This is a genomic window from Methylobacter marinus A45, from assembly GCF_000383855.1.
GTDB classification, from domain to species: Bacteria; Pseudomonadota; Gammaproteobacteria; order Methylococcales; family Methylomonadaceae; genus Methylobacter; species Methylobacter marinus.
The window spans coordinates 1,358,667-1,379,629 of record NZ_KB912877.1; the positions used below are offsets into that span (position 1 = coordinate 1,358,667).

Consider the following 20,963-nt stretch of genomic DNA (forward strand, 5'->3'; position numbering starts at 1 on the left):
TTCCATGAGCCTGCAAGATCGCATCATCAATCATTTTTCTGACAGCATCCAGACCAAGCAGGATGCCATGGTCAGCCTTTGCGAACTGATCGAATTCGCCTCACAACGTTTGGTCGCCACCTTACTGAATGACAAAAAGATATTATCCTGCGGTAACGGCGGCTCGGCAGCCAATGCCCAGTTTCTGTCCTCGGCCATGCTCAACCAGTTTGAACGCGAACGCCCCTCATTGCCGGCCATTGCCTTGACTACAGACACAGCAACTCTCACGGCCATAGCCAATGACTACCATTTCGATGATATTTTTGCGAAACAGATCCGGGCGCTCGGACAAAGCGGCGATATCTTAATGGCGTATACCGACGACAGTAATGCGGCCAATCTCGCCAAAGCCATTACTACCGCGCACGATAAAGATATCTCGGTTATCGCCTTGACCGGTCATGATGGCGGAATGATTGCACCGTTATTGAATGAAACCGATATAGAAATTCGCGTACCATCAAGCTCAATCGCACGCATACAGGAAGTGCATTTACTGATCACGCATTGCATGTGCGACCTGATTGACCATCAGCTTTTTGGCGGCTAAGCCCATGAGAAACCATCTATTATTGCCCCTTCTGATCGTAATCAGCCAGTCAATAAACGGTTGCGCAATAACCGGAAAAACGGTCAATGAGCGTCGCCACGGCAATGCTGTATTGACCGATAAGCGCATAGAATCCGATGCGTCCCGTAAATTAAAAGCGGATGATGAGATAGAAAATGATTGCCATGTGAATGTGGCGGCATATAACGGAATAGCCTTGGTTACAGGCGAAGCGCCCACCCCCCGCTTGCGCAATAAAATCATTTCCATAGTCCGCACTATCTCTGACATAAAACAGGTGCATAACGCCTTGCTTATCGCAGAGCCCAGTGCAGAAGAATCGCGTGCCAATGATGCATTAATCACCGATAGCTTGAAAACAGAACTGGCTGGCATCAATACCATTCCCGGATTTAATGGCACTGAAATAAAAGTAATCACTGAAAACGGCGTGGTTTATCTGATGGGACTGGTGCACAAAAATGAAGGGGCGGCGGCTATAGAAGCCGCCAGAAGAACTGCCGGAGTAAGGAAAATCGTCACGAAGTATGAATATCTCGACTGAGCCCGCGCTAATGCGCGCTACAAGCCTCAATGAGTGCTATTTCGCATACAATTCGCTGCTGCCGTCCATATCCCCGGTCTGAACATACAATAATGGCAACCCCAGGTTGAGCATTGCCGCGTCAGTGACTGTACAGATTGCGATTTTATGATCGCCAGCGTCGGCATAATGACTGACTTCACAGTCGAAATACGCAAGACTTTCGGATAATATCGGCGCGCCTGTTTGGCTTATCTGCCATTGGAAACCGGCCATCTTATCTCTGAGCCCGGGACGGCCAAAATGCTCGGCAATGGCCTGTTGGTGTTGCCCCAGGACATTAACGGTACAAATACCGCCCGCTTGCAGCAATTTATAAGAGTAGTGCTGGGGATTAATACTCAATGCCAGCAACAACGGATCAAAAGAGGCCTGCATGACCCAAGCGGCAGTAAAGGCATTTTGATGAATACCGTCACTGACGCCTATGACATAAATCCCATGGCTGATCAGCTTAAACAAACTGTCGGGATTTTCAATCACGCTCCGCCACCAGTTTTATACGCATCGACAAATCAACGGCTCGGACATTTTTAGTCAATGCCCCGATAGAAATATAATCGACGCCCGTTTCGGCAATCGAACGGATATTGTTCAGGTCGATGTTACCCGAAGCCTCCAGTTCTATGGCGCCGACATTCAGCTTTACCGCGGCCTGCATGTCTTCAAGAGTAAAATTGTCCAGCATGATGCGATCGGGCTTTGCCGAGATAGCCTGCTCCAATTCCTGCATGGATTCGACCTCTACTTCGACTGGAACCGACGACTTTGCTCGCGCCGCCTCAATAGCCCTGGCAATGGAGCCGGCCGCAATAATATGATTTTCCTTGATTAACACGCCATCATACAAGCCGATCCTATGGTTATAGCAACCGCCACAGGCTACCGCGTATTTTTGCGCCTTCCTGAGCCCTGGAATGGTTTTACGGGTATCCAGCACTTTACAACCAGTGCCAGCGACAGCCTCCGCATACTGCCGAGAGACAGTTGCCGTAGCCGATAAAAGCTGCAATAAATTTAAGGCGGTACGCTCTCCGGTTAGCAGGCTTCTGGCTGGACCGCTGAGTCTGCAAAGGAGCGTATCTTTGTTGACTGTCTCACCTTCATCCACCAGCCAGTTAATGCTAATGTTGGCGTTTAACTGCATAAAGACCGCATCAAACCAATCCCGGCCACAAAGAACCATGGTTTCCCGTGTAATAACCTCGGCTTCGGCATGCATGGTTTCTGGAATAATTTCTGCCGTTACATCTCCAGAGCCGATATCTTCAGCAAGAAAACGTTTTATTTCTGCAATTTTTGATTGTTCTATCATAAGTTGTTTAATACTGAGAGCGCTCGCTCTACGATGGATTCATCGCCCAAGGTTACAATAGCTGCGCGCCCTTGTCTAAATTTTTCAGCCAACTCCTGAACCTTAATTTCCAGCACTTTTGCGCCATTCTTGCCGACAAACAGCATGTTTTCCGTTTCCACGCTTTTCCATATCAGCTTTCCCCATTGTGGGATCGTCTCCGATTCGAAGGCCACCCAAGTATGCTCGGCCATATTATTCACCTGTTCGGCATGTTTATCCATAATGGCTTCGCGCTCAATATCCTTGCTCTGCTCCACAGCCGGGCTAACTTTATTAACACTATTGTTCTCTGTCGCCTTGTCTTTCTTATCCATTAGGATAATGTGCCGCACGGCAAGATCCTTAAAGAAACGTGACTGCGCGTTTTTATCATATGAAATACGATCCAAGCCGCTTCTCAACTCCTTGATCATGCCAGGCAAAAATTTTAATATCTGTTTTTTTGCACTTTCATCCGCCGGCGGCAGTACGCTGACGGTCAGTTCTTCCATCACCCGTACCGATTTTTCCCAAAGTTTAGGCTCTTCATTTCTGCGGACGTGATCAACCAGCAAAACATGCTGCCAGACATCACGCAGAAACTCGTCAATGACCGCCGGCACGGCCTTTCCCCGCACGCTGTCATCTATAGCCTTGGTTACGGCTTTTTTGCTCATTTCCAGCGATTCTTTATTTTGCATTAACTGCCGGGAACGGTCCTCAAGAATCTGAACCCGCTGCTTATGTTTTTCCAGGTAACGGGCAAATTCGCTAGCCTCATGTTCCCAGTTGGGTTGCTCAAACCCTCCTTCCTTAGTCATTGTTTTTACAACGCCGACAATACGCTCGTAAATTAAGCGGTCACCATGGTCAGTCTGATTTAAAAACAGTCCGGCTATAAATAAATCATTCAGTAATCGCCTGATGGGGTTGTCTGAGTCGATAAAAACACTATACTGCCCTAGCGTAACCGCGGCCATGGGCATTTCCAATCGTAGCAGGATGGATTTTACAGTGTCTGTTAGTGAGTTATCGCTGCTAATTTCCTTAAAAATCAAACTCACCAAATCGAGTATATCTTCATCGCATTTGGCCAAACTCTTAAGATAACCGCTGAAATTCAGCTCTTCGAGTTTTTTAATAACTCGCCATTTCAATGGCTTCTCGTGCCCACTGTCGGCATGATCAAATGCATAAAACTGGCTGAGAATTTCCAATGCATGAACTATTTCAAATGTATCATAAGTGACATCATTCTCGGGCTTTGGAATTAAATCGTAAACTGAAGGAGTCCTCACCAAACGCCATTGATCCAGTTTTTTTTGTAACGCTTGAAATTCTTGACTGATCGATTCACTATTTGCGATAGTCGGTTCAGACGCCTCCTTGATTTCGCTTACATCATATGATAGCGCCGCGCTTTCCGCTTCCAGTTGCTTAGTCAACTCACTGTAAATGAAACCCAGCTGACTGAATACATAATCTTCAAAGGATCTATAAACGATGATTCGAAACTTCGTATTTAATTTCAAGGGCTTGATGACCTCAATCAAAGCATGAACCAGGCGTCGCGGTGAAACAGGATTATGGCGGTCGGAAAAGGCCTGTTTTCCCATCTGCATTGAGATTTGCCTGTTCAGATGGTGCAATTGGTCATGAAAAGCGTGCTCACAGCCCTGGATAATCGTAGCGACCGCATGGTTTTCCTCTACCAAGGCATCGTTTGCCAGTGAAGCCGTGGCCACATTTATTTTCTGGTCCGGATTATTTAAAGTCTTTCGATGACTAACATGAAAAGCCTCTCCTACTTTAAGCAAATAATTTTGCTTAATTTTTCTGCGTACCGAATGTATATGCTCCAGATGTTCTTTATAATTCGCTTTCTCGCGATCTTTATTCGACTGCAGACCGAACTCAAGATCAATTCGCATGCAGCAATCATCAACCAATTGCTCGAAGTAGTGATAAAAAGCCGACTTGAATCTAGCTAGGACTTCGACATTATTTGACGCGCTGCTCCCCATGCCTATCTGTTGCCGTATGTTCATTGCCATGCGTTTTCCCTTAAATAAATTGCCAGTCCTTGTCAATCAAAGACTATACCTGAACTATGATTTTGATAAATAATAAGCCTTTCCACTGTGAAAACTGTGATCCACTTCCGCTTTTTTCTTTTTCCGATTAGTCCTATGAAAATAGACTGCCACTGGCTGACCGACATTATCCGGATTCCCTCGCCAAACTTTGACGAAAGAACCGAGCCTGCCGATATTTCCTTATTGGTTATACACTGCATCAGCCTGCCGCCGAGTGAATTTGGTACGCCCTATATCGACCAGTTCTTTTGCAATCAACTCCCCCCGGACAAGCACCCTTATTTTAAAGATATTTGTCAACTGACAGTATCTTCGCATTTATTGATTAGACGAACAGGTGAAATCGTTCAATATGTGCCTTTTGACAAGCGTGCCTGGCACGCTGGGAAATCCGAGTACCAAGGACGGGAGCGGTGTAATGATTTTTCGATCGGCATAGAACTTGAAGGAACCGAACGGCTTGCGTATACGGAGGAGCAATATCTGCAACTCGCAGCGGTAATCCGCCTGTTATTCGAAGCGTATCCTCAATTATCGTCGGACCGCATTACAGGACATAGTGATATTGCGCCCGGACGAAAAACCGATCCGGGCGCCTCGTTTGATTGGCAAAAACTGTTCAGTTTATTACAAGCCTGATAGTTCAATGATGCCGGGCTTTCTAGGCATGACCGACTTGCTTGGGATGCCCGAAACCGAACGATTCAGCCAGCATCAGGACCACGCCCAGCGTAATGGCGGAATCGGCAATATTAAATGCCGGCCAATGCCAGGACTGATAATACACATCGAGAAAATCGATAACATAACCATACAACAGCCGGTCAATTAAATTGCCGACTGCGCCGCCCAAAACCAGCGCCAGCGCAACGGCCAGCATTGTCTCATGTTTTTTCAGCCTGGCCAGCCAAATCGTGATGCCCACACTGATCACCAGAGCCAGTCCGGCAAAAAACCAGCGCTGCCAACCGCCCGCTTCGCTCAGGAAGCTGAAAGCGGCACCGGTATTATGCACATAAGTCAGATTAAAACCGGGCATGACAGGAATGGACTCGTAAAGCTGCATCGAACTATCCACGGCAATCTTGCTGCCCTGATCCAGAATTATTGCCAATAAAGACAACCATAACCACTTCAACATAGTACTCACGCAAATTGCCGATTCTCGCCGGAACCGGCTACGTTTTCAACACAACGGCCGCACAGTTCGGGATGGTCGCCATGCTCCCCCACGTCATGGCGCTGATGCCAGCAACGCACGCATTTTTTGTATCCGGATACAAGAACTTTTAACTTGACACCGTCAATTTCGGTTTGAATGGTATCATCAGGACAAGCCTGATTAGTCAGGACCGAAGCATTCGATGTGATAAAGACAAAATGCAATTCATCGCCCAGGCGGTTTAAAGCCTCGAAATAATCTGCATCACAATACAGCTCGATCTCGGCATTCAGCGAAGCGCCAATCTCTCCCCGAGCTCGACTTTTCTCCAATTCCTTGCTGACTGCGGTCCGAACTGTCATGATTTTCTGCCAGAATTCACGGCTCATCAATGCATCATCGTCCAGCTTAAACAATCCTGGGTACCAGGTTTCCATGAATACCGATTCGCTGCGCTCACCGGGCATATAATCCCATATTTCATCAGCCGTGTAGCTGATGATCGGCGCCAGCCAGCGTACCAGAGCTTCCAGTACGTGATACATCGCCGTCTGGGCCGAACGCCTGGCCAGGCAATCTTCCTTGGCCGTATATTGACGGTCCTTAATGATATCCAGATAAAAACCGCCCAGATCGATCACGCAAAAATGATGTACTTTCTGATAAATAGATTGAAACTGATAGCTTTCGTAAGCGGCTTTGACTTCTTCCTGTAGCGCATAGGCCCTGTCCACGACCCAGCGGTCCAGCGCCAGCAGATCCTTTGCCTCGACCAGATGTTGGGCCGGCTCGAAACCGTCCAGATTCGACAGCAGAAACCGGGCCGTATTTCTCAAGCGCCGGTAACCGTCCGAGGTCCGGTTAAGGATTTCATCGGACACGGACATTTCGCCGCGATAATCGGTCGATGCCACCCACAAGCGCAGGACATCGGCGCCCAACTCTTTCATGACCGACTGAGGCGCGACCACGTTGCCTCTGGATTTGGACATCTTTTTACCTTCCGCATCCACGGTGAAGCCGTGCGTCAAAACGGCTTTGTAGGGCGCGACGTCATTCATGGCTGTCGAGGCCAGCAAGGATGACTGAAACCAGCCGCGATGCTGATCGGAACCTTCCAGATACAAATCGGCCGGAAACCTCAACTGTTCACGCTTATTGAGAACACAGGCATGCGTGACGCCGGAATCGAACCAGACATCCAATGTATCGGTCATCTTTTCGTATAGCGCCGCTTCCTCGCCCAGCAATTCTTCCTTCTCCAGTTCAAACCAGGCTTCTATGCCTTTTTGTTCGATGCGCTGGGCTACTTGCTCGATCAGATCCGGTGCGCGCGGATGCAGTTCGCCGGTTTCCTTATGGACAAAAAAGGCGATCGGCACGCCCCAGGTACGCTGACGGGAAATGCACCAGTCAGGGCGGTTTTCCATCATGCTTTCAATACGTGCCTGCCCCCATTCCGGAATCCAGGCAACCCGCTTGACTTCATTAAGCGCCTGCTCCCGCAGCCCGTTTTTATCCATCGAGATAAACCATTGCGGCGTAGCCCGGAAGATAATCGGCGTTTTATGGCGCCAGCAATGCGGATAACTGTGCAGAATGGCTTCCTGATGCACCAATCTGCCTTTTTCTTCGAGCACAGTCAGCACATGATCATTGGCACTGAAGACATGCTCGCCGGCAAACAATTCTGTATTAGGCAGAAAAACACCGTTATTGCCGACCGGATTATCGACCGGCAAGCCGTATTTCAGACCCACGACATAATCGTCCTGACCATGCCCCGGCGCGGTGTGGACGGCGCCCGTACCGGCGTCGGTCGTAACATGGTCACCGAGGACAATCGGCACCTGGCGAGCGTAGAAAGGATGTTGCAGCAATTGGTTTTCCAGTGCCGCGCCTTTGCAGTAGGCAATCACGTGATAGTTTTCGATGTCATAGCGCAGCATCGCATCCTTAAGCAGAACTTCGGCGATAACCAGACGCTCATTTTGGCCGTCCTTCTCACACTGAACCACGGCATATTCGAGCTCCGGATTTAAGGCGACTCCCTGGTTGGCCGGCAGTGTCCACGGCGTCGTGGTCCAGATGACAACCGATAAAGGACCGGCGCCTTCATGCTCGGGAACGTGATGACAGCGCTCCATAAACGCGCCTTCATCAATGACCTGAAAACGTACATCGATGGCCGGCGAATGCTTGTCTTCATACTCGACTTCCGCTTCAGCCAGCGCCGATCCGCAATCGGTGCACCAGTGCACAGGCTTGGCGCCTTTGCTCAAATGGCCTTTCGTGCTGATTTTTCCCAATGAGCGCACGATGTCGGCTTCAAAGGCATAATCCATCGTTAAATACGGCTTATCCCAATCGCCTAAAATGCCGAGCCTGACGAAAGCCTCTTTTTGAATATTGACCTGCTTGCCCGCATACTCGCGGCAAGCCTTGCGGAACACAGCCGGAGACACTTTAACTCCCGCCTTGCCGACTTTCTTTTCCACCATCAATTCAATCGGCAGCCCATGACAATCCCAACCCGGCACGTAAGGCGCATCAAAACCGCTCAGTGTTTTCGATTTGATAATAATATCTTTCAGAACTTTATTGACGGCATGACCGATATGAATCTCGCCATTGGCATAAGGGGGGCCGTCATGCAAAATAAACTTGGGGCGACCGGCAAATTGCGCCCTGATTTTGCGATACAGGCTGGCTTCATTCCATTTTTTTAAACGTTCCGGCTCGCGCTGCGCCAGATTGGCCTTCATCGGGAAAGCGGTTTTAGGTAAATTGAGTGTTTTTTTATAATCCATCGTCATACGTTTTTTAAATCCGCAAAAATCTTTTTAGTATCAGCCACATCTTTTACGATCTGAGCCTTAAGTTCTTCCAATGAGCGGAAGCATATTTCATCCCTGATCTTTCGCTTGAAATGCACTTCCACGTAACGCCCGTAGATTTCCTTATCAAAATCAAACAAATGCGTTTCCAGTATCACTTTTGAGCCACCATCGAACGTAGGCCGGGTCCCAACATTCGCAACCCCTTCGAACTCCCGGTCGTCTATGCCGGTCATGGTAACGGCATAGACGCCGACAACCGGAGTGTTTTTTCTAAACATGCGTATATTGGCCGTTGGATAACCCATAGTTCTTCCCCGCTGGTCACCATGTGCGACCCGTCCGCAAACGGAATAACACCGCCCCAGCAATCTCTCGGCCTCGTCCAGGTCACCGACGCCCAATGCATCCCTGATCAGCGTGCTGCTGACGCGTAAGCCATCCAACTGGTACGACCCCGTGTCTTCGACTTGAAAACCGAACGCCTCGCCTTTTTCCTTAAGCATGGCAAAATTACCGCGACGGGCCTTGCCGAAATGAAAATCATCCCCGACGACCAGATGCCTGACATTCAGTTTCTTTATTAAGATGTCGACAACAAACTGTTCGGCATCCCAATTGGCAAGGTATTGATTAAATCGCAATATCAGTAAATCATCAACGGGCAGCGTTAAAAACTGCATCACTTTCTCCCGCAAACGCATCAACCTGGATGGGGCGTTTTTTCCCAGAAAGTATTCCAGCGGCTGCGGCTCAAAAATCATCACAACAACCGGCAGACCTAGATCCCTGCCCCGCGCAGCCAGCTTATTGATCACGGCTCTATGGCCCAAATGCAAACCGTCAAAATTCCCGATAGTCAGAACACAACCATTTTCAAACGGTTCTAAATGGGATAAACCTCTAATTAAACGCATGAATATGACAAATCAAAATTCTTTATTCTATCACGTGTAATTTCGCTTGAGCCCAAAACATAAGTCGGGCGCAGCGAATGAATCGCCTGTAAAACTTATAAATTCGTCAAGTTTCTATTCAAGTACGTTACCGCCATGTTCATTGGCTAAATGTTTGATCCTTAAGCCGGTTAACGCTAATACCAGCGCATAAGCAACACAGCCGATGACAACCCACATCAACAGATTAACGGTTCGATCCAGCACGCTCCACTGCGTCCATCGACCGGCATCGACAAAATAATACAGCCCGGCCGCCATTACGCCACTTGCCAACAAAATTCTCAGAAAAAGCAATGACCAGCCCGGTGCCGGTTGATAGACCTTTTCCTTCAGCAATTTGCCAAGCAGCAAATATGCATTTAAAAAAGCGCTTAACGAGGTCGCCAAAGCCAAACCCGCATGCGCCATGGAAAGCATCAATACTACATTTAAAACAATATTGGCGACAATGGCATATAACCCATATCGAACCGGCGTCTTCATTTCTTGTCGCGATGTGAAACCAGGCGCCAGCACTTTAATCAGGATAAATCCCAATAACCCGAGCGAATAAGCCATGAGGCTCTGTCCGGCCAAATGCACATCGTCAGCACCGAATTCCTTATACTGAAACAGCGTCGACAAGATAGGCTCGGCCAGCACCAGTAACCCAATCGTAGCCGGCATGCCAATCAATAAAACCAGGCGCAGCCCCCAATCCAGTGAATTTGAAAATGCTTTCGCATCCTGAGCCGCATGATTCCTGGATAAGCTCGGCAAAATGACTGTTGCCAGTGCAATCCCGAAAATGCCCAGCGGAAACTCCACCAGACGATCCGAATAATACAGCCAGGAGACGCTGCCGGCGGGTAGAAACGATGCCATCAGCGTATCCAGCAGCAAATTGATCTGGGTGACCGAAACCGCCAAAATCGCCGGAAGCATGAGTCCCATCATGCGTTTGACATCGGCATCATTAAAATCGAGTCTTAATCGCGGAACCAAGCCTAACTGCATTAAGGCCGGTATCTGAAACAACACCTGCACAATGCCCGCTATAAAGACGCCCCAGGCCAATGCAACCACTGGCTCGGCCATTAATGGCGCCAGCCATATGGCAGCGGCAATCATACTGATATTCAGCAAGGCCGGCGTCAGGGCCGGAATGGCGAACTTGCCATGCGCGTTTAAGATACCTCCAGCAAACGCCACTGACGAGATAAAAAACAAATACGGAAAAGTAATTCGTAGCATTTGCACTGCCAATTCATACTGAGTCCCTTTCCATATAAACCCTGGGGCGAACAAGGTAATAAGCACAGGCGCGACGATCATGCCGAGAATCGTGATCAGCATTAAAACCAGCGTCAGGGTTCCAGCCGTTCTGTCGACAAATTGTTTTAGCGCCGCCTGACTGCCATGGGCCTTGCAGTCCGCCAGCACAGGCACAAAAGCTTGCGCGAAAGCTCCTTCGGTAAACAGGCGGCGCAAAAAATTGGGGATCTTAAATGCGACAAAGAACGCATCGGTTGCCAAATCGACACCAAAAAGCCTCGCTATCAGCATATCCCGAACAAATCCCAGCAAGCGTGAAGTCAGGGTCATACTGCCGACTATGGCAGTTGATTTAAAAAGCTGCCTGCTCAATATCTCTCCTTATTATTTGCTGCGCTAAAAATTTGACAATAATAACATTTAAAAAGATAATATGCGGTCTTATTAACTCACATAGCAAGAATCGAGAAATTATGGCTAATACAGCACAAGCTAAAAAGCGTGCGCGACAAGCGGAAAAAAGCCGTATTCGCAACGCAGGACAACGCAGCAATTTACGCACATTCGTAAAAAAAGTCATTGCCGCGGTTAACGCCGGCGATAAGGAAAAAGCGCAAGCCGCCTATAACACTGCCGTGCCCATTATCGATTCAGCAGTAAACAAAGGCCTTATTCATAAAAATAAAGCCGCACGCAGCAAAAGCAGACTGAATTCAAAAGTAAAATCTATCGCTTAACCCCAAGCTTTAGTCTTACCTAAAAAGGCCGCAACTCCTAGAGTCCGGCCTTTTTATTTGCCTGTTTTTTTTACAGCAGCACCATATTATCCCGGTGTATCATTTCCGAATCATCGGCATAACCCAGGATACGCTCAAATTCAGAACTACTCTTGCCCGCTATTAATTCCGCATCCGCCCTGCCGTAATTAACAAGACCCCGAGCGATTTCCATGCCATTTTCATCGACACATGAAACCAGCTCGCCACGCTCAAACCTGCCCGATACCGATTTAACACCGACCGCCAGCAGGCTTTTGCCGTCACTTGTTAACACCTTGACCGCCCCCGCGTCCAGAACCAATCGCCCTTTCACCTGCAACTGCCCAGCCAGCCAGCGCTTTCTCGCCACCAAAGGCTCGATATCCGGCAACAAATGCGTCCCCAGATCAGCACCGGCAAGCACAGCCGTAATCACATCCTCAACGGCGCCGGCCGCAATCACCGTGGCCGCCCCCGACCGGGACGCCAGACGCGCCGCACGCACCTTGGTATACATACCCCCCCGACCCAGGCCGCTACGGCTTTCACCAGCCACCACATCCAGCCGGCCATCATTGACGCTAATCTCGGAAATCAACTCCGCGTCAGGATACAAGCCTGGATCGGCCGTAAACAACCCCTGCTGATCGGTCAGAATAATCAACAGATCCGCCTCCACCAGATTCGCCACCAAGGCACCCAGCGTATCGTTATCACCAAAACGAATCTCTTCGGTTGCCACCGCGTCATTTTCATTAATGACCGGCACCACCCCCATTTTCATCAACGTCAATAATGTACTTCTGGCATTCAGGTAGCGCTGCCGATCCGATAAATCATCATGAGTCAGCAATACCTGCGCCGCATGCAAACCGTGCTGCTGAAAATTATCATCAAAGACGCGCACCAATCCCATCTGACCCACCGATGCCGCCGCCTGCAACTCATGCAGCGTCTTAGGCCTTACCCTCCAGCCCAAACGACACATACCTTCAGCCACCGACCCCGAAGAAACCAGCAGCACTTCAATTGACTGACGCCTTACCGCGGCCATTTGCCCGACCCAGGCCGCAATAGCCGACTTATTAAGCCCCCGACCGCCATCCGTCAATAAAGAACTGCCTATTTTTACAACAATTCGTTTGGCTTTCGCAAAATCAGTCCTGCTCACTTTCTTCCCGCCGCCGATCCAAAAAATCCATGATGGCAAACATCAATTCTCTAGTACCATCCCCATTGATTGCCGAGACCCTGAAGACCGGACCCGACCAGCCGAGTTCGTCAACAATAGCCTTGCAACGCTCATCCACTTCCTCACCAGGCAATCTATCCACTTTATTCAGCACCAACCAGCGCGGCTTATTGGCGAGATCATCACTCCACTTCTCGACCTCGCGAATAATTTTACGCGCCGCCTCAACCGGCGAATCCATGCTTTCATAAGGCTCAACATCAACCAGATGCAATAACAGGCCAGTGCGCGACAAGTGCTTGAGAAACTGCAGCCCCAGCCCCGCGCCTTCAGCCGCCCCTTCAATCACACCCGGAATATCGGCAATAACAAAACTGCGTAGATCATCGATCCTGACTACGCCGAGGTTAGGATGTAACGTGGTAAACGGATAATCAGCAACTTTCGGCCGGGCTGAAGATACCGCGCGTATCAGACTGGACTTGCCTGCATTAGGCATACCGAGCAAGCCGACATCGGCAATCAGCGTCAGCTCCAGATGCAGCCTGCGGTGCTCACCCTCCGTGCCTTTGCTGGCATACTGCGGAGCCCTGTTGACACTGCTCTTGAAACGCGTGTTGCCCAAACCGTGAAAACCACCCTTGGCCACCAACAGCGTCTCACCGACCTCAGTCAGATCACCCATCTCCTCGCCCGTTTCCGCATCGGAGACACGCGTACCCAAAGGCACCGGCACATAGCAGTCCTCGCCTTTTTTACCGGTACAATTACGAGCCATGCCGTTCTGCCCGCGTTGCGCCCTATGCACCGAGTGATAGCGAAAATCAACCAGGGTGTTTACATTTTCGGCAGCGATCAGATAAACGCTGCCGCCATCACCGCCATCACCCCCATCAGGACCACCCATAGGAATGTACTTCTCGCGACGGAAACCGACCACACCATTACCGCCATCACCCGCTTCTACGCGAATCTCCGCTTCATCAACAAATCTCATAAATCATATGCCGCCGCACTTAAAGCCTACCGATAAAAACAAAAAAAGCCCCACTATTAACGAGCGGAGCTTTTTTTAGACAACCATACTACCGCCATAAGCGGTCCGTAAGTTTTACGCAGCAACTACACTGACAAATTTACGGCCTTTAGGACCTTTAACCTGAAAAACCACTTTGCCGTCAGCTGTTGCAAACAATGTATGATCTTTTCCGCAACCAACATTGTCACCTGCATGAAAATGTGTTCCACGTTGACGAACGATAATATTTCCCGCTGTCACAACCTGTCCGCCGAAACGCTTAACACCCAATCTTTTCGCATTAGAGTCGCGTCCGTTACGCGTACTACCACCAGCTTTCTTATGAGCCATCTGTAACCCCTATTATTAAGCAGAAATACCAGTAATCTGGACTTCTGTATAGTATTGACGATGCCCCATTTGTTTCATATGGTGCTTGCGTCTTCTGAATTTAATAATTTTGACTTTTTTATGCCGACCTTGAGATAAAACGGTCGCAGTCACCTTGCCGCCTTCGATGAAAGGCAGGCCGACTTTAACATCACCGCCCGACTGAACCATCAGCACTTTATCGAATTCAATGCTGTCGCCTGTTCCAAGCTCAAGTTTTTCTATTTTTAAGGTCGTACCTTCTTCGACTCGGTACTGTTTACCACCTGTTTGAATTACCGCATACATCTGCGCAAGCTCCATCAAGCATTAATCTGTTTAAAGTGAACAGACAATTTTATTTTTAAAACCAAGTCAAGTCAAATTTAAATCGACCGACCCATACACATCCGAATAAAATAACACAAGAAAGCTATTGACACCAATATAGTTTATTCAATAGCATGGATGATTAACTCTTTATTAAGCTATAATAATCCAACGGCTTTGTATTTCATAGCTAACATCATGAAAGATAACCTAATCCTAGACACGCAGCACTAATAATGGCATCACAATCGACAGCGAACGCATCCGCGCCCATTGATTTTAATTCGATCAAGAATTTAACCATCACTGAAGCCAAGGCGGTGGATCAACTCATCATTAACGAGTTAAGTTCCGATGTTATCCTGATCAACCAGGTCGGCCATTATATTATCGGCAACGGCGGCAAAAGATTGCGTCCGATGCTCTTGCTGCTTGCCGCCAAAGCCTTGGGCGGCGCCAATAACAATCATCTGGTGCTCGCCGCCGTCATTGAATTCATCCATACCGCCACCTTACTACATGATGACGTGGTTGATGATTCGGACCGCAGGCGCGGCAAGGAATCCGCCAATGCGGTCTGGGGCAATGCCGCCAGCGTACTGGTCGGCGATTATCTCTACTCCAGCGCATTCGAAATGATGGTGCGCACCGGCAACATGCGAGTCATGGAAATTCTGTCCAAAACCACGACCGCCATTGCCGAAGGCGAGGTTCTGCAACTCTTGAACTGCAACAATCCGGAAACCACGGAAGAAAAATACCTTGAAGTCATCGCCAGGAAAACAGCGATTCTGTTCAGTGCCGCAACCCGCCTGGGCGCCGTCCTCTCCAACGCTTCCACGGAAGTGGAGGAAGGCCTGGCACTGTACGGCCAGCATCTCGGCATTGCTTTCCAGCTCATCGACGACGCCTTGGATTACAAAGCCAATCAGGAAGAATTAGGCAAAAATCTCGGCGACGACCTGGCCGAAGGCAAGCCGACTTTACCGTTGATTTACGCCATTCAGCACGGCAATGACGAAGAAGCCGGCATCGTGATCAATGCCGTTAAAAATGGCGATCGCGATGCTTTCAATGAAGTCTATGCCGTCGTGCAGAGCACTAAAGCGATTGACTATACCGAGCGGCGCGCTGATGAAGAGGCGCAAAAAGCCATCGATGCGTTAAATGTTCTGCCCGATTCCGAGTACAAAGACGCATTGACCCAGTTGGCTAAATTTTCCGTTCAACGGAATTACTAAATTTACAGATATTCGCTGAGCTGCGCCTGATCACCCTCACAGATCAAGCGCCTGCGTTTTTTCCAGCTTTATACCTCTGGTTTGAATTTATCGGCCAGACCGGTAATGCGCTCGACCCGCCGCCCGACCGTCGCAACAAACACGGCCTCATCAGCGACCAGCTTGACGGTTTTTCTGGCCCGGGTTATGGCCGTGTAAAGCAATTCCTTTGTCAGCACCGGATTAACCGCATCGGGCAAGGCAATCAGCACCTCCTCGAATTCCGAACCCTGGCTTTTATGTATCGTCATCGCAAATACGGTTTCGCAATGCGGCACACGTGCAGGCAGATATTTTTTGACGCTGCCGTCGGCCCGCTGAAAAAATACCATCAGTTTGCCGTTCTGATCGTTATCGGGCAGACAGAGGCCGATATCGCCATTGTAAAGCTGCAAGGCCGGATTGTTTTGCGTAACCATCACCGGCCGGCCGACATACCAACGCCCGGACACACTGATCAGCTTTTGCGCAACGAGTGTTTGCTCAACCAGATGATTGATATCGGCGACACTGTTTTTGCCACGCCGGTTGGCGCATAGCACCTGAAAGCGACTGAAGGCGCGATAGATCTCGTCAAAGGGCGCAGCCGCCCTGATCATCCTCAGATAGTCGGCCTGCTGCCCGGCCACATAATCGATCAGGTCCTGCTCCAGCAGCATTATATTTTTATCTCCGCCCAGCAACATCTGCCAGGCAATATCGGCCTGCTGCCGATTCACGGCGACCGCCAGCTTCTTTATATTCTCATCAAACCGGTGCGATTTCTTCAACTCCAGCGTGCAGTCCGGCAAAATCGTCGTCAAATCGGCCAACACGGCCCCCGATTCGACCGAAGCGAGCTGATCCTTGTCGCCAAGCAGAATCAGGCCGGCGCCGGGTTTCAAAGCATCGACCAGTTTGCTCATCAGCGCCAGATCGACCATAGACGCCTCATCGACCACGACCAGATCGTGAACCAAGGGCTTGTCGGCATTATGGCGAAAATACGGCGACGGCGGCATGGCGCCCAGCAGGCGGTGCAGCGTTGTCACTTTTTCCGGGATGAGCTGCTTTATGGAATCTGCACATGGCAGCGATGCTTTGTTACTGCCTATTGACTCCTGCAGACGCATGGCCGCCTTGCCGGTCGGCGCCGCCAGGGCGATATGCAGCGGCTCTGAGGCCAGTTCCTGCATCAATGCCAGAATCCTGACCACCGTCGTCGTCTTGCCCGTACCGGGACCGCCGGTAATAATGCTCAATCCCCGCGTAAGCGCCATCCTGGCGGCCTCTCGTTGCCAGTCGATCTCATCGGATAGTGGCGGAAAATAACGGTCCAACGCGGCCTCAAGCCCTTCTACAGAGGGATTTACCTGTATCATCGCCTGGATCTGCCTCGCCAAACGACTCTCATAATCCCAATAACGGTGCAGATACAGGCGGTTCTGCTCAAGCACCAGAGGCAACAGCCCGAAAATCTGGCCTGGTATAGCCGCCAACCCCGAAGCCAGCACCAATGCGCAGTCTTTCTCTGCCAGCTGAATGCAGCTGTGGCCCTGGTTTTGCTCATGGGACAACAGCTTGACCAGGCTTTCAAACAGCGGCTTTTCCTCGGCGCTGAGATTGCAACGCTGCCCCAGAAAACGGGCAAACGCAACATCCAGCCGGCTATAGACTCTTTCCTGATCCTGCATCTTATCCTCCGAATAACGCGGCCAATGCTTCGACCTTGGCCAGATCCGGCCGGTCCTGGTAAACCCCGCTCAAGGCCAGATCCTGCTGCATGCCACGCACGAACAGGTAGCGCACGCCGCCGAAATGGCGCTCATAGCGGTAATCCGGCAGGCGTTTTTGCAGATAGCGGTGCAACACCACGGTATAAATCCAGTATTGCAAGCCGTAGTTATGCTCGCGCATGGCCTGGGCCAGGGTTTCATTTTCATAATCGGCAAGGCTGTTGGTCTTATAATCCATGATGTAATAAAGGCCGTCATGCTCGCAGACCAGGTCGATAAAACCGGTCAGATAGCCGCACATCTGCTTGCCGCTCAATGGCTGAAAAACCGGCGTATCGAGTAGAATCCTGTTGATCTGGCTGGCATCGATCAGCCGCATCGCCAGGTAGAACGGCATCTCCTTCAGGCAGCGGCTTTCTTTCAGGTTCATCAGGCGGAAAGACCGATCCGTATCGGACAGCGGCGTCATAACAACAGTTTGTAACAACTCGTCAATAAGCTCCGGCGTTTCCAGCCTGAGACCATAGCGCTGACAGGCCTGATTGCGCAGTTTCGAGATATCCTTGCCCCGGGCCAGGTCGGCAAACGCCACAAGCTCCAGCAGTTCGTGTACGACATTGCCGGTATGCGCGCCGCGCGGCAGCGTCAGCTTTTCCTGTTCGGGCTCCTGCCGCAGCATCTCGCCGGCCTTGTCTTCGGGCAACTCGGGCGCATCGTGCAGGCTTAAGCTGGATAAGGCCGTGTAGCTGCTCATCTGCCAGTTCGTGTATAGCGACCGTTTGCGCTTTTTGGGGAGCAGATCGTGCGGCGCCAGCTGGTGCTGATAACTGCCGCTTACCAGGCATGGCAACTCCAGCAACCGGTATTCAAACGAGTCCGATTGGCATAGCGCCTCGAATATCGCTTGCTGCGCGGCAAAATCGGCATCGCCAAAACCTAGCAGCCAGGCCATGGCCGAATCATTGGCGGCCTTCTCGCTCCTGACATCGGCCCAGGCGATATAACAGCGCGATTTGGCCCGCGTCACGGCCACGTAAAATACGCGCAGATCCTCGGCCAACTCTTCGGCCTGCGCCAGCTTCCTGCGACGTTCGAAATCCTTCGAGCCCAGATCGACGATCACCCGGCCGTCGTCATGGCATTTGATCAGCTGCTTTTCGCTGTTCAACCGGCCGCTGCGCTGCCACAGATAGGGGCAGAAAATGACCGAGTACTCCAGCCCCTTGGAGCGGTGCATCGTAATGATCTTGACCGCCTCCTCGTCGCTTTCGAGCCGCAACTGCTGGTCGTCGGCGCTGCTTTTATCCTGCTCGGCCCTGATAACGGCCGCCTGTAGCCAGTCCAGGGTTTTATTGATGCCCAGATGCTCGTCGACGGCGGCCTGCTGCACCAGCTCGATCAGATGATGCAGATTGGTCAGGCGTCTTTCGGCCATGACCGTGGCGGACAGATGCGTCCGGATGCCCTCCTGCGCCAGCAAGTGCTGCATCATGACCATCAGCCCTTTTTGCTGCCAGTCCTGGTAATAGCCCAGAAACCGCGCCATGCGCGCATCCAGCTCCGTCTCGCTGTTGATCAGCTCGTAAAGCACCCGGCCGTCCAGACCGAACCAGCTCAGGGCCAGCGTCTGTTTCAGCAGGCCGATTTCGCCCGGATGCGCCACGGCCTGCAGCAACACATACAAATCCAGGGCTTCCTGCGAGGCAAAAACCGACTCGGTGCTGTTCAGTACCGACGGCACGCCCGCATTACGCAATGCTGTCTGATAGTCGCGGGCCTGGGTATTGGTCCGCACCAGAATCGCGATATCCCTGGGTTCAAGCTTGCCGGCTACCACATCGTCATTGATCTTTCTGGCCAGCGTATAATCGCCGCTCAGCAATTGCAGAATTTCATTGATGACCGCGATTCTGATCTCGTCGGCGGCCTTGCCGGCGCTCCAGTAACCTGACTTGGCCTCGCTGGGCGGCAACTGCCACAACACCATCGGCGCGAGCGCGTGGTCGGCCAGACATAACGTCCGCTCAGCCGCCGGAACGGCCGCCTCGACGGCATTAAACGCCAGATCTTCGAGCAGAAATGCCCGCTCGCGCCTGAACAAGGTATTCACGGCGTCGACCAGCTCGGGATGCGAACGCCAGTTCTTGCCCAGCGTGAATTGATGCCGGGCCTGTTTTTGCGCCGCCAGATAGGAATAAATATCGGCGCCGCGGAACTTGTAAATCGCCTGTTTGGGATCACCGATCAGATACAGGTAATGATCAGGTGACGCGAACAGCGACGAGAAGATAAACCACTGGCTCTGATCGGTATCCTGGAACTCGTCGATCAACGCGACTTTAAAGCGCTGCTGAAGTTCGGCGATCAGCAGCTCGCCTTTGTCGCCGTGCAGGGCGTCCGACAGGCGCGTAATCAGATCGTCGAAGGACATGACGTTCATCTGTTTCAGCCGCTTGTCCAGTTCCAGGTGCAAGGTTTCCAGCAGGGTCCTGCGCAAGGTCAGGGTGATGACGCCCTGCGCCTCGGCCAGCGCATCGAAAGGCGCCGTGTCGATCGCCAGCTCGGCCAGATAGGCGGCTTTCTTATCACCCCTTAGCCTGCGGCCGTCCAGCCCTTCCATGAGCCCGTCCTCGGTCAAAACCGTCAGAGCCTCGGCATCGGGCAGCTGCGCCGTCCTGCCGTACAGCCAATCGCCGAGCGCCTGGATATGCTGTTCAAAGCCATCGCAGTAACTCGGTTTGAACTTGCCGTCGGCAAAGCGGTTTCTCAGCGATATCGCACAGGCATCCAGCGCGTCCCCGGCCGACGCGGTCAATTGCTTCAATTCGGCCAATTGATTATCCAGACAAACGCTTGACGGATAAACGTCAACGTGGGCCGGAATGAAATCGACGCTGGCCAGCAGGTCATGCGGCGTTTTATAGTCCGCGGTCAGTACCGAGACTTCCCAGGCGGAACGGTTGTAGATCTGCCGGCGCCAGAAATCATCCGCGCAGGCTTGCTTGATGTCGGCCAGATCGCTGGTCAATTCGGCGTCGAACAACTGCCCGCTTTCCAGCGCATGCTCTTTCAGGATACGCTGGCAGAAACCGTGGATCGTGAAGATGCCGGCCTGATCGATGTTCAGCAGCGCCAGCTCCAGGCGCTGCCTGACCAGCTCGGGCTCTATGTCTAAAGCATCCAGCCACGCCGTCACATTGCTGTCCACATCATCGAAACGCCCGTCCAGCACCCGTTTGGCTTCGGCCAGCCTGGTCCGCACACGGGCTTTGAGCTCTTCGGTCGCCGCTTTGGTAAAAGTCACGACCAGCAACTCTTCGATCTTCATGTCCCGCTCGACGACAAAGCGCAGCACCAACATGGCGATGGCATAGGTCTTGCCGGTCCCGGCGCTGGCTTCTATCAGATTGACGCCTTTGAGCAGTTCGGTTTGCACCGGATTGAAATCATGCATGTTCATT

Annotated in this window: 18 protein-coding genes; 5 read left to right on the top strand and 13 right to left on the bottom strand. The window is 51.1% G+C overall.

Features of this window, described 5'->3' with window-relative positions; genetic code table 11:
- Positions 1–4 precede the first annotated feature (4 nt).
- A complete protein-coding gene (locus METMA_RS0106190) occupies positions 5–592 on the top strand; it encodes a phosphoheptose isomerase (RefSeq protein ID WP_020158205.1) in 588 nt (195 codons plus the stop codon).
- Between the two features lie 4 nt (positions 593–596).
- Complete coding sequence (locus METMA_RS0106195) at positions 597–1,157, top strand: BON domain-containing protein (RefSeq protein WP_020158206.1); 561 nt, start codon at positions 597–599, stop codon at positions 1,155–1,157.
- Between the two features lie 36 nt (positions 1,158–1,193).
- On the opposite strand, the gene METMA_RS0106200 is transcribed toward METMA_RS0106195, so the two are convergent.
- From METMA_RS0106200 to METMA_RS0106210, 3 genes are read right to left on the bottom strand one after another with little or no spacing between them, the layout of a single operon-like run.
- The gene (locus METMA_RS0106200) at positions 1,194–1,679 is read right to left on the bottom strand and encodes a flavin reductase family protein (RefSeq protein ID WP_020158207.1); all 486 of its coding nucleotides are present in this window, start codon (positions 1,677–1,679) and stop codon (positions 1,194–1,196) included.
- The gene (gene nadC, locus METMA_RS0106205) at positions 1,672–2,511 is read right to left on the bottom strand and encodes a carboxylating nicotinate-nucleotide diphosphorylase (RefSeq protein WP_020158208.1); all 840 of its coding nucleotides are present in this window, start codon (positions 2,509–2,511) and stop codon (positions 1,672–1,674) included. The genes METMA_RS0106200 and nadC overlap by 8 nt, the downstream gene beginning before the upstream one ends.
- The gene (locus tag METMA_RS0106210) at positions 2,508–4,586 is read right to left on the bottom strand and encodes a DUF1631 family protein (RefSeq protein ID WP_084254091.1); all 2,079 of its coding nucleotides are present in this window, start codon (positions 4,584–4,586) and stop codon (positions 2,508–2,510) included. The genes nadC and METMA_RS0106210 overlap by 4 nt, the downstream gene beginning before the upstream one ends.
- Before the next feature lie 135 nt (positions 4,587–4,721).
- Here METMA_RS0106210 and ampD point away from each other — a divergent pair, with 135 nt between their 5' ends.
- Positions 4,722–5,267: a 1,6-anhydro-N-acetylmuramyl-L-alanine amidase AmpD gene (gene ampD, locus METMA_RS0106215; RefSeq protein WP_020158210.1), complete on the top strand. Its 546-nt coding sequence runs from the start codon at positions 4,722–4,724 to the stop codon at positions 5,265–5,267.
- Between the two features lie 22 nt (positions 5,268–5,289).
- Here the strand turns inward: ampD and lspA are convergent, their stop codons facing one another.
- The 4 genes from lspA to murJ all read right to left on the bottom strand — a co-directional run bounded on the left by lspA (position 5,290) and on the right by murJ (position 11,212).
- On the bottom strand, positions 5,290–5,769 hold the full coding sequence (gene lspA, locus METMA_RS0106220; RefSeq protein WP_020158211.1) for a signal peptidase II: 480 nt from the start codon (positions 5,767–5,769) through the stop codon (positions 5,290–5,292).
- A gap of 5 nt (positions 5,770–5,774) precedes the next feature.
- Positions 5,775–8,606 (bottom strand): isoleucine--tRNA ligase, encoded by a 2,832-nt coding sequence (gene ileS, locus METMA_RS0106225; protein WP_020158212.1) that lies wholly within the window; start codon positions 8,604–8,606, stop codon positions 5,775–5,777.
- On the bottom strand, positions 8,603–9,544 hold the full coding sequence (gene ribF / locus METMA_RS0106230; protein ID WP_027147085.1) for a bifunctional riboflavin kinase/FAD synthetase: 942 nt from the start codon (positions 9,542–9,544) through the stop codon (positions 8,603–8,605). The genes ileS and ribF overlap by 4 nt, the downstream gene beginning before the upstream one ends.
- Before the next feature lie 114 nt (positions 9,545–9,658).
- Positions 9,659–11,212: a murein biosynthesis integral membrane protein MurJ gene (murJ, locus tag METMA_RS0106235; protein WP_198014470.1), complete on the bottom strand. Its 1,554-nt coding sequence runs from the start codon at positions 11,210–11,212 to the stop codon at positions 9,659–9,661.
- A 101-nt stretch (positions 11,213–11,313) separates the two neighbouring features.
- Between murJ and rpsT the strand changes: the two genes are divergently transcribed.
- On the top strand, positions 11,314–11,577 hold the full coding sequence (gene rpsT / locus METMA_RS0106240) for a 30S ribosomal protein S20 (RefSeq protein WP_020158215.1): 264 nt from the start codon (positions 11,314–11,316) through the stop codon (positions 11,575–11,577).
- Positions 11,578–11,647: 70 nt separating this feature from the next.
- Here the strand turns inward: rpsT and proB are convergent, their stop codons facing one another.
- The 4 genes from proB to rplU all read right to left on the bottom strand — a co-directional run bounded on the left by proB (position 11,648) and on the right by rplU (position 14,486).
- Positions 11,648–12,769, bottom strand: a complete 1,122-nt coding sequence (gene proB, locus METMA_RS0106245; RefSeq protein ID WP_020158216.1) for a glutamate 5-kinase — start codon at positions 12,767–12,769, stop codon at positions 11,648–11,650.
- A complete protein-coding gene (gene cgtA, locus METMA_RS0106250) occupies positions 12,756–13,787 on the bottom strand; it encodes an Obg family GTPase CgtA (RefSeq protein WP_020158217.1) in 1,032 nt (343 codons plus the stop codon). Before cgtA ends, proB begins: the two co-directional genes overlap by 14 nt.
- A gap of 114 nt (positions 13,788–13,901) precedes the next feature.
- Positions 13,902–14,159, bottom strand: coding sequence for a 50S ribosomal protein L27 (rpmA, locus tag METMA_RS26295; protein ID WP_081917739.1), 258 nt, complete (start codon positions 14,157–14,159; stop codon positions 13,902–13,904).
- A 15-nt stretch (positions 14,160–14,174) separates the two neighbouring features.
- Positions 14,175–14,486, bottom strand: a complete 312-nt coding sequence (rplU, locus tag METMA_RS0106255) for a 50S ribosomal protein L21 (protein ID WP_027147086.1) — start codon at positions 14,484–14,486, stop codon at positions 14,175–14,177.
- A 257-nt stretch (positions 14,487–14,743) separates the two neighbouring features.
- On the opposite strand from rplU, the gene ispB reads away from it, so the two are divergent.
- The gene (gene ispB / locus METMA_RS0106260; RefSeq protein WP_020158219.1) at positions 14,744–15,748 is read left to right on the top strand and encodes an octaprenyl diphosphate synthase; all 1,005 of its coding nucleotides are present in this window, start codon (positions 14,744–14,746) and stop codon (positions 15,746–15,748) included.
- Between the two features lie 68 nt (positions 15,749–15,816).
- On the opposite strand, the gene recD is transcribed toward ispB, so the two are convergent.
- Together recD and recB are read right to left on the bottom strand one after the other, a co-directional pair.
- A complete protein-coding gene (gene recD, locus METMA_RS0106265) occupies positions 15,817–17,460 on the bottom strand; it encodes an exodeoxyribonuclease V subunit alpha (protein WP_020158220.1) in 1,644 nt (547 codons plus the stop codon).
- Position 17,461: 1 nt separating this feature from the next.
- Positions 17,462–20,956, bottom strand: a complete 3,495-nt coding sequence (gene recB / locus METMA_RS0106270; protein WP_020158221.1) for an exodeoxyribonuclease V subunit beta — start codon at positions 20,954–20,956, stop codon at positions 17,462–17,464.
- Between the last annotated feature and the right edge of the window lie 7 nt (positions 20,957–20,963).